The sequence below is a fragment of the Siccibacter turicensis LMG 23730 genome (genome assembly GCF_000463155.2).
GTDB lineage: Bacteria > Pseudomonadota > Gammaproteobacteria > Enterobacterales > Enterobacteriaceae > Siccibacter > Siccibacter turicensis.
In genome coordinates, this window is sequence record NZ_AWFZ01000024.1 from 17,036 (window position 1) to 28,565 (window position 11,530).

Consider the following 11,530-nt stretch of genomic DNA (forward strand, 5'->3'; position numbering starts at 1 on the left):
TAAAGCCTGATAAAATCAGGCTTATTTAAAAATTTAAGCAGTATAGATTTCATCTAACTGATCATAAACGGCCTTATATACTTTGTTGAGGCGCGTTTTTTGCATAATATTAAATTCGCTGCTTTGTTTTGCTTCTTCAAGTGTCAAGTTTTTAGATGTAAGCGCTTTAATATCTGCGGTAAAAGCATCGCTCTTGCGATCTTCAATGACAACAATACCACCGAGACTATCAGTGAAGTTTTCAAAGAACGGCGTTTCGATTAATGGTGTGCTAACACCTTTAACATCAACAATCGGAGTGCCTTTTAACTCATTAATCCATGCGACAACTTTAACGTTTGTACCCTTAACCATTTCACAAAGGGATTTAAAACCATTGAGCGTATCAGGCAGTTCTTGACCAGCCATAATAATTGTATGAAGGAATACAGGACGACCAAGCGACGAGAAGAAATCAACCAGATCGTTATCATAAAAATATTGCATCAAAGGAACGTAGGTAGAGGCTCCCGTATCGAGGACGAAAGTTATTTCCTCATTTGCTACGAAGCTCTCAATTACCTGGTCAAAATTAGATTGGAGAATAGTATTATTTTCCATGATTTTGATGAACTCAGGATTGAGCGCTTTAATACGGAAAGTCGAGGCATTAACCGGATCTGAATCGCTTGTACTTGTAGCGATGCGCTTATAGTGAAGGAAATACTGACTCAGCGTTTGAGCAACGTAAGATTTACCAACACCACCCTTACCCGTCATAACTACGTTAATGCTGTTTGTGATAAATGCTGCTACTGGATGCAGTTGAGCATCATTTTCTTTTGCAACTTCTTTAGCCATTGTTATTCCCCTTCAATAATTCATCTAAACTAGGATTTGGATTCTGCTCAAACTTCGGAGCATCACTATTCATCTTTTTGAAAATTTTTGCGCCTTTAGGTAGCTCTGCCCCACCTGAATTTTGCGGAGTAGTAACTACTGCACGCGGATTCTGATATTCACCCCCATCACTGCTAAGCGGGTTTTTTCTTTTCTTCGCCCTGGCTCTGGATAGCAGAGTAACGAAAGATTGGTATGTAACTACCAGATTATAGGGTTCAGATGTCAGACTTTTATAAATCAATTCACGCGAACATCCTTTATGTATCAGCTCATCAATTTCATCTATCAACTGACTTATGATAACGCTGTTACTTCTAGCAAAGGGCGTATCGCTGAATGATTTAAATGTCAATAAACCTTTACTTGTTGTCATGTTTTCACCCTTGAGCTAACCAGTACCTAATATACACAATCATAAACTATACGCAAGCCTTTTTTGTTTGCTTTCTGTTTGTCTTATGTTTGCACATTGTTTGCTATTAGTTCACCACCACTGCTTTTTTGTTTGCTGAATGTTTGCATAGTGTTTGCTTGATGTTTTTTAGGTGTCCGTCTATTGTTTACCTACATAGTTCAAAAGAAACATCGAGGCACGTTAGCGATGTATACACTAGGTTTCACCTAGTATATAATCGCCGTGCCAAAGGGGGAAATCCCCTTTGAATCCCCTGATGCCGCCTAGTTCTACGAACAAGGCTAACAGCGCCAGAACAGGAGCCTCTACGAGTCATGCAAGAGAACGAAACCAAAAGAAACAAAAGTACCGTAGTATTGAGCCTCAGAGTTCCTGAATCTGAAGCTGCTATGTATGATGCAATGTGTAAAGATGCGAACCTAAGCCGCTCTGAACTTCTTCGCGCCATTATCAAAACAAAAACAAATGGCGGCGGCGTTGTTATTAACGCCCCGCAAAAGAAAGTAAAAAATCCTGATTACAGTAAACTCATTTTTTATTATAACAAAGCCAGCAATAATATTAACCAGATAGCTAAAAAAATTAATTCCGCTTTTGCGGCTAAGATAATCAGTGAAGAAGCTATGTTATCGGGGATTAAAGTTTTACAAGGTATTGAAAAGTTATTAGAAATGGGGCTTGAAAATGGCAATCGTAAGGGTTAGGGGTGGTAATGCTGGAATAGCTGAATATCTGCGTGAAGGGCAGAAGCAAGGCCGTGCCTTTAATCGTGACGAACTGGATATGAGAGTATGTCTTGAGGGGAATTTGGCACTTACAGAGAATATTATCAACGCCATTCCTGATAAGAACCAGGACAGATATTTACATATCACTATTAGCTTTCGTGAAAATGAAGTAGCTGTAGAAACTCTTGAGCAGGTTGTGAAAGAGTATAAATCAATGTTCCTCGCGGCGTATAAAGATGATGAAGTAAACTTTTATGCCGAAGCCCATCTACCTAAAATCAAGAGTATTACCGACAGGGCTACAGGCGAGGAAAAAGAGCGTAAGCCTCACGTACATATTGTTATTCCTAAACAAAACCTTCTTACTGGCGGCGCGTTAGATCCGGTTGGGCTTTATAAACATCATGAACGGTATCATGATGCCATACAGGAAAAATTGAACCAGAAATTTAACCTTGAAAGCCCAAAAGATTTTGTACGTGTAACTGATGATAATCAGGCGCAGATTTTATCTAGGGTAAAAGCTGATACCTTTAAAGGATTCAGGACTGACGTTAAAAAAGAGGTTTTTGCAATAATTAATGATAAAGAAATCAAGAATTATGATGCCTTCATTAAGGAGTTGCAAAATAAATATAGCGAAGTGAGGATTCGCAATAAAGGAACGGCTAATGAGTATTTGGCTATCAAGACCAGTACAGAATTAAATTATATTAACTTAAAATCTCCGCTCTTTCAGCGGCAGTATATTGAGGAACGACGGTTAGAGAAACCTAAGCTTTCATTAAAACAGGTTGATACACTGGTTGATGAATGGCAAAACCGTGTCAGTAAAGAAATTAAGTATATCAATAAAGCATCAAAGAAAGTCCAACATGCTTACCGCGCCGCCAGTGCCGAAGAAAAGCGTGAAATTATATTAAATAGAGAAAGGGGGTTGTATGAGCATACTGAAAGTTCTGGACGACGAGCCAATAGAGAAAAAAGCAATAAAGAGCCAGGTAATCAAAACCGTGGACATAAGCATATTGCCAACACTACCTTTGGCTTGCCAGAAGTGTTACCACGCGAACTGGTTTCTGACCTCGACGGATATGAACACTCAGGACGAGAGCGGGAGTATAACAGCAGCCAAGCCAAACAAAGCCGTGTGCTTTTGCGAGAAGTTCAGATCAGTAGTGTGGCAGACGGGCGGCAGCAAGAATATGAACATAACGGATTGCGATGGAGCGCACGAGATCCCCGTAGAGTAGAAAGCGTAACAGGTTCAATTGCTACAGCGCATATTGAAAAGAAAACAGTTGCTACTGAAAGCGAACTGGCAGAGTTCAAAAACATTCGCCAGTTACTTTCTGGTCAGCACTTGCTTAATCGCCTGTCAAATACTCACGGTATTGATATAAATCAGTATACCGTTAAAAAAGCAAAAGATGGTTCGGACAGGATTAGCGCAGGTAAATTAAATCTGAATGTTTCAGATTTTCTTACTAAGGAAATGAAATTTACATGGAATGAGGCGAAATCTTATCTTCGTCAGTCGTATGACGAGCAACTTAATAATGAAATGGCTAAGGCCAAGATAAAACTTCCTAAAGAAGCATGGCAAGAGTTTAATCAGAATTATCGTCCTGAATATTTCGGAAAAATTAAAGAGTTAAGAAAGGAACTAAACTATAATTGTAAGGTTATGCGTTATGAAACCAAGCAATCATACTTTAAGGAACGTGCTGAAATATTCAGTAGAAAAATGAGTTATGCAGAAAGAAAAGCGGCTCTTTCAGTCGCTATCTTTAACAAATTGAAGCATGATAAGGAGGTTAGGCAGTATCAGTATGTACAAAGAAATCTACTTTCTCGTTTCGAAAAAGTAGAAACCGAGTTTTTAATCTCAAATTACATTCAGAATAGAGAAGGGGGTAATTATATGGGACGTTTATCAGACGTTATTGGCGGTGCTGCTGAAAAAAATGCTTTCAGCCCGTTTGAACCTGAATATGGTATCAATCTTAAACGCCATTATAACGAGATCAATCAAAATGAAGAATTTAATGAGCGGCAGAAAAAACGCCTCGCATTAAATGATTTAACACCATCTAAACAGGATAATGGTGATGTTAAATATAAAACTTCACTGTTAGGCACTGCGTTTATAGATAAGGGAGATAAAATTGAGTTTCCAACGCTGATTAGCGATAAAGATAAAATTGCGTTAGGTCTTGAACTTGCCGCAGAAAAGTATAAAGGGAAAATTCAGCTTACAGGTATGCCAGGCTTTAAGGAAAAGGCTATTGAAATAGCAGCCGAGCGCGGGCTTGAGGTTGAGTTCAGACCTAAAAAATATCAGGAGCGTTTTGAAGAACTCAAACAGCAGTTCGCCCAGGAACGAGCAGAACGTAGCGGCGCAACTCAGGAACAGGCCAACAGCAGCGGCGCAAGTTCGAGCAAGCCGCAGCAGGAACGAGAGGCGCAGTCAGAGCTTACGTTAACCGGCTTTAAGGCAAGGGATCTACCTTACAATGAGCTTTCAAGAGATAGCGTAAGAGAGCTTGCTGTTACGCTTTCAGAAAGAAATATCTCTTTTAAGGAGCTTGCGGAGAATGCCAAAACATCCCCCGATAAGAGTGTTGGTGAGCTTATCGAGCAGATCGCAACTAAACCTGAATTGTCGCGTTCGGCTACTGGTCTTGAGCTTCATGTAACAACCATGTATGACCAGGAAAGCAACAGGACTAAAATTCTTGTTAATGACCTTCCTATGGATATTTACATTCAAACGGCCTCAGAAATCGCCCAGACCGATCCTGACGTTATCAGAATGCCATTGCTTGCTAATGAGGAACTTAGCCAGTTCACACCGCAGCAGCTTGAACAAGGTTATGCGGAAGGAGAGGTTAGTATTCCGGCTGTAACCATTAACGAAAATGGGCGTAGCGTCAACAAGGATATTCGTGTTGAGTTTGAAGCGATGGAAAATGACTCAACCTCCTATCGCGTAATAGTCAATGGACAACCAATGAAAGAGATCCACAAACCGGAGCAGGGCGGCAACATCGAGCAGTATGAAAAAGAAATGGCGGTTGTATCCAGTATAAAAAAAGCACTGGAGGAAAAAGGCATATCTACCATGAGCTATTTCAGCGATGCTCACAACTCGCCAACTGCACAGGTTGACCGCGATATTCGTAAAGCTGAAATGGAACTTTCTAAGGAATTGATACGCCATGATCAGTACGTGAAATCAGGTAACTCAGAGACAGCCAGAGAGCATAAGGCCGAAGTGCTGGACTATCTTAAGGATAAAATCGCAACGGCTAAAGAAGCGCGTGAAAATGTGCTTGAGGCGTTCGCTAAGAACGGCAGCAGTAGTGAACAGGCAAAAGCTAAAGAAATGGTTATCGTGGCTTCCAAGCTGCCTAAAGACTTCCTTTTAGGCGGGGATGGTAAAGCGTATAACGATGCGTTTACGCCTAAACCTTTCCAGGCATCAACCCCGCAACGGGAAAAGCATACGCAAGACCAAGCCAAACCATCACAACAGCCCAAAATATCCTTTGATCGTTAACCATGATAACCCGCCCTTAGAGGCGGGTTTTTTGTGTCGCAGGGCAGGGAGGTAATTTATGATCAAAATAACTGAACGTGTGTTATCGCGGGGCGGGAATGCTAAGTGACTGCTTTTAAAGAAAAGGCACTGAACGCCGGCGAGCTGGCCAGCTGCGACCGCGTGAGCCTCACGCGCCTGATTCCGTCAATTATTTTGGCGTATTATCCGCTCCTCAGCCGCGCTGTTCGTTCCTCGCTTCGCTGCGGTACGCCTCAGCACGGCTTGCGGTGCGGTTCGATTTAAAAAAAAGAGGGAATATCTTTTTCTACATCATTTCTAACGTATATACAACATGCTACAAAATACAACAAAAAGGGCTTCATATAAAGCCCTTTATATTTATTATAATTAGTATTCCGATAACCAGCCCCCTCGCTTGTTAACGGTTCTAACCATTCTCGCTTTCTTTACGTTCTGACGACGGCGTTTTTTATCTTCTGATTTAATAGCTATTGCATCACGATCAAAAAATGATTTAGTTTTCATATTTCACACCTTTTGATTTTGTTGACGATTAGCGGCTTTTAAATCAAGACGCAGGGAAGCAAGGTAGAAGTTATAAGCAATTTCGTTTTTAGCACCTGCCTGTACTAAAGTATTAAATCGCTGACTGGTTTCCTGAATAATCTTACGTTGAGATTTAGCTTGCATGTGATCACCTCAAAAGTGCCGTATGGAACTAATGATTAGTATAGTGCCATATGGCACATTTGCAAGCTTTTTTGTTTGCTTTTTGTTTGCTTTGTGTTTGTGGTTCGTTTTTTAAGTGTTTGCAAATAGTTTGCCCTTAGCAATACCTTCATCCGTTAGGGGCAGGGCATACCGAGAGCTTATAAATAATTTCAATCGTATAGGAGCTGGAGATCTAAAATTTCAATTGGTAAGGGAGGGTTAAAAATAGGATAATTTCTATGTCGGAAACGGCAACCCTCCTTAAATTGAAAGGTCAGGAAAATGATCATCGAACTAATTAAAAACCTTCCTCAAATCATCCTCGCTATCGCCACTCTTATTACAGCCATAACTCCACTTGTGAAGGTGCTTAAAAGCAAAAAGAAATAAAGTAAAAGCCCCTTCGGGGGCTTTTATTGTTTTTTTTGTTCAAGATAGCTAAGTAATTTACCCAAGAAAATAGAACCGTTAACCGTATTTGCGAAAATTAATAATATCATGCCTATCCCTCTCCCAAAGTACCAAACTTCACTTACAGGAGTATTGTTGCACAAGCTAGGCAATATAAAAAGGAAAGTGCAAAATCCAAAAATGAATTTAGCAAAATCCCATCTTAAGTTATCAATTGTAATCTTATTTTTCATCTTTTACCCCTATGCAATAATTATCTTTAAAATAAATTAATACACTTTCAATCAATCTTGATCCATAACTCGCAATTAGAAATATGAGAATAAAGTAACATATACCCCTCAAAACCTGAATTAAAAAAGTGTCACTTGATGAGGTAAAACTAGTTATGGACATAAAAAAAACACAAACAAATACCAAAAAATAAAAAGCATCCCTTTTAATATCTTCTAGTTCAACAGTTTTTTTTGGTTTATCCATATTATCAGACATACGACTCTCCGGTAATTATTTAACAAATTTCCAAGCTGATTTTGGCACTTTATCAAAATTCTTTTTACAGGCCAATTCTGCACGTCTATGATCTGCCGCTGATTGAAATGCTGTATAATCAATTTGACTGACTTTTAATTCCATATGCTCAACCATTTTTTCAAGCGTTTCATCAGTGTTTGCGCGCCGAAATTTAAATAAGAAATCTAACTTATCCATTTAGTTATTTTTTCCAGATTTATAGATGTACCATGCTTCGTTTGCCTGTTTAAAAGCCCACATCCACGCAAAGGCGAAAGCGATGCTTAAACCCGCCATATTCCATAACTGCGGTTGTGTATACTCATCACTATAAAAAACGAGTCCAGCCCCAGCAATCAGGCTTATAACCATGAATATCACGCCGCAGGTTACGTTAAAAATCACTCCGAACATATATCATTTCCTTCTGTATCAAACACACCAAAAACCGGAATGATTTCTTGTGGTGCTCGGCCAGTGATGACAAGGAACTTACGCCAGATTCCGTAAGGAATGTGTTTTTCTCCGTTCCTGTACTCTCTGATGCGTCGGCTTGCACCGTTTGAATGAATTCCTAATAAAACGGCAAGGCTGCTATCCGAACCATATTCAGGGAAGGTAGATTTAAACTGTTCAAACCACGCATTAACGAGAGAATGTGGCGGTGCAATCCAGCCTTGTTCTACCGTCAAAAAATACCGTTCATCCAGGGTAGAATAATCAACGGCTTTTGCTTTAGGGTAGGGCGCAGCCGCAGCATTTGATTGCAAAGCTAAAATTGATTGCTCAATCCCCTGTTTAAAGATCTCCATACGCTGCAATTTAATAGAAGGGAGATCTATTTTTATTCCGGTTTTCATGCTTGACCTCTTAAAACCCGTCTTTCAGTGAAAATAAAATAAAAGAATTATAACTAATATAAATTCTTTATAGTGTCGATTAGTCCTCAACTAACTTAGTTAGCAAAACGGCAAAGACAATAAGGTTTTTTGTCAACAATCGTTTACTTTCAACAAGCGGCATAAAATTAATCTCTTTTATAAAGGTAGGGGGCTAACCCCCTCCTTTGTTTAGCGCGGTTCCAGGACGATGTTTTTAACGTCAGAAACCTTGATGTTAACCAGGCTAAGTGATCCCGTTGCTACTGGTTCCCATACCTTTGATTGATGCAAGTGAAGGAAGCAGTAATAAAGGTAACGTGAAAGAACCAGATCCTGCCTTGTTACCTTAACTCCTATACTTTCAGGGTTGAAAGTGTAGGAGGGTTCGCCAACGGTTTTTAAAGAGCCTCGACGAATTATCCAAAAATCAGCATCAGGAAAATTCGTCTTAATGGTTGCAACATCAGAAAGTTTCATTCGTTTCCTTAGAGGGCTTAGCCTTCTCGGAACGAGTGGCTTTCTGTCGCCCCCGCAGGAACTATATTAGGCGTTTTGCGCCTAATATGCAAGGGTATTTATTATTTTTTGTACCTACTAACCTTTTAAGGCCAAAACGGATCTTTAAAAAAGTTGGAAATAAGCAGCAAACTTTTATTATCAAGCACCTTAGCCGCATGTACGAAATCAAAAGAAGCATTAAGTATGTTGTAACTATTTTCTTCATCTTTCCCCAACCATACACGCGCAAAGAAAACAGCCATTATGTACTCTCCGCTACTTAACACTGTCAGGGCGCGTTTAAACGCCTCTAGCCGAATCTCTCGACCTTCCCAATCCCAAAGGCTGTACAGGGTAGGGTATTTGCTTACAAGCTCTCTAAATCGCTCCTGATTAACGCTAAGGTTTGCCATAGTCATTACTCCTTATGTTGATTATGCAAATGTCGCCATTTCCACGGTTCGATTGCTTCATTCTCGCGCCACAGGCCAAGCCGGTTCTTACGCGCTTCATTTTCCTCGCGCTCCATCGCTTTACTGGATGGTACGTTATGGTAACGATACGCCCACGCATAGCCATTTTTAACCATTTCCGCATTGACCAGGTACGACGAGCATTCACTATCACACTTCTTAACGTACACTTGCGCCAGCGTTCTACCATAGCGATCTGTTCCCATGCCTCTGACCGCTACCGCGTCTGCACCTCTCACAAAGTCGGTTAGGAACTGTTTTGCTTTCTGGCCGTATGGCTGCTTTTTCTCAGGGGCATCAATATCGATCAGACGAACACGTAGAGTTTTATTATCCTCTGTAACCTCTAACGTATCGCCATCGAGGATGCGTGTCACAGTTGCAGCCAGCGAGAGGGAAGGGAGGAAACATACAACAATGATCCAATAAGCTAACTTCCGTTTCATTATTTCACCTTATTAAGTTGGTCAAGAAATGCAGAAACATCTTTGAAATGAAATTTTCGTTTCTTGTTCCAGCCTACAGAGATTGGTTTAGGTAAGGGAATGCCTTTATAGACCTGCTCATGTTCAAGAAGATAAGCTAACTCACCTTCAGTTATTTTAATGGATTCTGCAAAGCTCTTAAAATCAATTGTAAGCATACCTGTATTAGCCGCCATTATTAACCAACCCTTACACCATTAAAGTGAGTGTAGATTTACTATTTGTACGTTCGCAGGGGTAACTTTTACTGTTTCACCTTTATGAATGATGTTATCAGGGGCTTTAATTTCATTACTGATAAAGCTAACCTCATACTGTTTATTACGGCATGTTTTTTGATTAAACCAAATAACCTTTGTTTCTGGTTTATTTACAGGATGGACAAGAATCCCCGTCATAACGCAACCTGTAGCTGGTTCATCCAGCGAAATGTTAGCTGAATCGCTATCTTTGAAGTAATAGGTTAGCGGCAGCGGGGCGGCATGAGTCGCAAAAGTGAAAAGCATTAAAGATACCAGGCTGGTTTTATTAAGCTTCATGGTAATAATCGCTCCGCTAATTTAAAAGGAAGGGCGCTGGTACACGCTACCCGTTAATTGCATATTAGGCTCAAAGCGCCTAATATGCAATAGCAACGAACAAAAAAAAGTGCCATTAGGCACACAAACGCAACAGGCACATACTCAGATCTGTTCAGAGGGTAGGGTTAAATCAGTGCCGTTTGGCACTGATTTAACATAACAATGATTATGCGCCCTAAGTTGTTGATATGTAAGTATTATCTATCTGGCTGGCGCTGCACCAATCAGCCGCAGCGCCTTATCTACTTCTTCAACTCTTTGAATTGATATTCAGGACTTTGTTTTTCCACTCATCAAAGCTCAGGTCACTTTTATAGAAGGTTTTCCACTTTTTATAATGCTCAAAAGTTGCATCATTTAGATCATCCTTTTCGCATATTTTTTTATTCTGCCGAGCAATAACTTTACCTTTGCGCTTTTGCATTTTCTCATACAAGCGTAAAAAACGAGCGCCAAAAATATATTTAATATAATTCCGCTCTAAGAGTTCAGAGATATAAGCAGCTATATTAACCGTTGCATGAAATGTAGCGAATACAATTACACATAAGAACAAACCAGCCATAAAAAACTGCATTATTTCAGGAAACGACAACTCTAACCTATCCCACCACGAACTATACTCATGAATTGATTGAGGGAAAGAGCCTTTCTTTCCTGTCAACGAATCAAGAATAGAGGCCGAAAGCCACATGATAGGATTAAAAACACCAAACAAAGAAGCAATTGAGTAATAGCAGCTTGCGAGTATCACAGCCCAACTTAATAAAACTTCTAATAATTTAATATGCAGCAATTTATATTTTAATTTATTTCTCATATCAATTCCCCTCAACAATCAAATCAACTTCACAATCACCGCACATCAGGTTAGCGCTAGGTTTCGCCCACGCTTTCAAACCGCACTCAGGGCAGCAGAACGTCGCACGGCCTGTAGCGCCCTTTATAGGGGGTTTAATCATTATCCCTGCATTAGCATCATCATTGCCATCAATAATTGCAGCCTTGCCTTTGCTTACTGTCTCAGTAAGTTTGCTGATAAGCTCCTTATCGTTTTTGTCTGTTACCTTAAGCCAATCATCAAGAATATCGAGATTGGCCTTTGAAGGGATTACAGCACCCTCAGACCACTTATCATACCAGGAGATCGAAAAGCCATTTTTAAGCAGGTCATAAACTGCGGTCTGAAAGCGCCCACCGCGAATAATGTAATGAGTCATTTGCTGACCCGTCTTTTTCCCGCCAGGCATTCCCGTATTAGACGGCATCAAACCTACTTCTTCCATCTTCTTGCCCCAAACCCGATCATGATCCCCGCCCCTGCACTGCTTTACGCCTGGCGTGTAATGCTGCCATACGTGAACCATTTCATGACAAAGCGTAGAGA

The 11,530-nt window shown here is 40.3% G+C and carries 18 protein-coding genes; 2 read left to right on the top strand and 16 right to left on the bottom strand.

Annotated elements, in window-relative coordinates; all coding sequences use genetic code 11:
• Positions 1-33: 33 nt before the first annotated feature.
• Positions 34-840, bottom strand: coding sequence for a P-loop NTPase family protein (locus DW58_RS04370; RefSeq protein ID WP_051195557.1), 807 nt, complete (start codon positions 838-840; stop codon positions 34-36).
• Positions 833-1,255, bottom strand: coding sequence for a hypothetical protein (locus DW58_RS19920; RefSeq protein WP_071789256.1), 423 nt, complete (start codon positions 1,253-1,255; stop codon positions 833-835). The genes DW58_RS04370 and DW58_RS19920 overlap by 8 nt, the downstream gene beginning before the upstream one ends.
• Before the next feature lie 356 nt (positions 1,256-1,611).
• Between DW58_RS19920 and DW58_RS04375 the strand changes: the two genes are divergently transcribed.
• Both DW58_RS04375 and DW58_RS04380 read left to right on the top strand, forming a co-directional pair.
• Entirely contained in the window at positions 1,612-2,001 is a 390-nt protein-coding gene (locus DW58_RS04375) for a ribbon-helix-helix domain-containing protein (RefSeq protein ID WP_006882066.1), read from the top strand.
• A complete protein-coding gene (locus DW58_RS04380) occupies positions 1,982-5,587 on the top strand; it encodes an LPD7 domain-containing protein (RefSeq protein ID WP_006882067.1) in 3,606 nt (1,201 codons plus the stop codon). The genes DW58_RS04375 and DW58_RS04380 overlap by 20 nt, the downstream gene beginning before the upstream one ends.
• 390 nt (positions 5,588-5,977) lie before the next feature.
• Here the strand turns inward: DW58_RS04380 and DW58_RS21110 are convergent, their stop codons facing one another.
• The 14 genes from DW58_RS21110 to DW58_RS04420 all read right to left on the bottom strand — a co-directional run.
• On the bottom strand, positions 5,978-6,115 hold the full coding sequence (locus DW58_RS21110; protein WP_021545893.1) for a hypothetical protein: 138 nt from the start codon (positions 6,113-6,115) through the stop codon (positions 5,978-5,980).
• A 3-nt stretch (positions 6,116-6,118) separates the two neighbouring features.
• Positions 6,119-6,280: a hypothetical protein gene (locus tag DW58_RS21175; RefSeq protein WP_006878580.1), complete on the bottom strand. Its 162-nt coding sequence runs from the start codon at positions 6,278-6,280 to the stop codon at positions 6,119-6,121.
• Positions 6,281-6,714: 434 nt separating this feature from the next.
• Positions 6,715-6,945 carry a hypothetical protein gene (locus tag DW58_RS20605; RefSeq protein ID WP_021545892.1) on the bottom strand — a complete coding sequence of 77 codons (231 nt, stop codon included), beginning with the start codon at positions 6,943-6,945 and terminating at the stop codon, positions 6,715-6,717.
• Positions 6,935-7,204 (bottom strand): hypothetical protein, encoded by a 270-nt coding sequence (locus tag DW58_RS20610; RefSeq protein WP_021545891.1) that lies wholly within the window; start codon positions 7,202-7,204, stop codon positions 6,935-6,937. Before DW58_RS20610 ends, DW58_RS20605 begins: the two co-directional genes overlap by 11 nt.
• Before the next feature lie 15 nt (positions 7,205-7,219).
• The gene (locus DW58_RS04390) at positions 7,220-7,423 is read right to left on the bottom strand and encodes an Hha/YmoA family nucleoid-associated regulatory protein (RefSeq protein WP_021545890.1); all 204 of its coding nucleotides are present in this window, start codon (positions 7,421-7,423) and stop codon (positions 7,220-7,222) included.
• A complete protein-coding gene (locus tag DW58_RS04395; protein WP_021545889.1) occupies positions 7,424-7,639 on the bottom strand; it encodes a hypothetical protein in 216 nt (71 codons plus the stop codon).
• On the bottom strand, positions 7,627-8,085 hold the full coding sequence (locus tag DW58_RS19925) for a hypothetical protein (RefSeq protein ID WP_006878584.1): 459 nt from the start codon (positions 8,083-8,085) through the stop codon (positions 7,627-7,629). Before DW58_RS19925 ends, DW58_RS04395 begins: the two co-directional genes overlap by 13 nt.
• Positions 8,086-8,295: 210 nt before the next feature.
• Positions 8,296-8,583, bottom strand: a complete 288-nt coding sequence (locus tag DW58_RS19930; RefSeq protein WP_006878586.1) for a hypothetical protein — start codon at positions 8,581-8,583, stop codon at positions 8,296-8,298.
• Between the two features lie 125 nt (positions 8,584-8,708).
• On the bottom strand, positions 8,709-9,017 hold the full coding sequence (locus DW58_RS04400; protein WP_021545888.1) for a hypothetical protein: 309 nt from the start codon (positions 9,015-9,017) through the stop codon (positions 8,709-8,711).
• Positions 9,018-9,022: 5 nt separating this feature from the next.
• Positions 9,023-9,523, bottom strand: coding sequence for a thermonuclease family protein (locus tag DW58_RS04405; RefSeq protein WP_021545887.1), 501 nt, complete (start codon positions 9,521-9,523; stop codon positions 9,023-9,025).
• Positions 9,523-9,738, bottom strand: a complete 216-nt coding sequence (locus tag DW58_RS04410) for a hypothetical protein (RefSeq protein WP_006878597.1) — start codon at positions 9,736-9,738, stop codon at positions 9,523-9,525. Before DW58_RS04410 ends, DW58_RS04405 begins: the two co-directional genes overlap by 1 nt.
• A 21-nt stretch (positions 9,739-9,759) precedes the next feature.
• Positions 9,760-10,101 carry a hypothetical protein gene (locus DW58_RS19935; RefSeq protein ID WP_006878598.1) on the bottom strand — a complete coding sequence of 114 codons (342 nt, stop codon included), beginning with the start codon at positions 10,099-10,101 and terminating at the stop codon, positions 9,760-9,762.
• 292 nt (positions 10,102-10,393) lie between these two features.
• Positions 10,394-10,963, bottom strand: coding sequence for a hypothetical protein (locus DW58_RS04415; protein ID WP_024549110.1), 570 nt, complete (start codon positions 10,961-10,963; stop codon positions 10,394-10,396).
• A gap of 1 nt (position 10,964) precedes the next feature.
• The coding region (locus tag DW58_RS04420; RefSeq protein WP_035894714.1) for a SprT family zinc-dependent metalloprotease at positions 10,965-11,530 on the bottom strand (566 nt) is incomplete at its 5' end.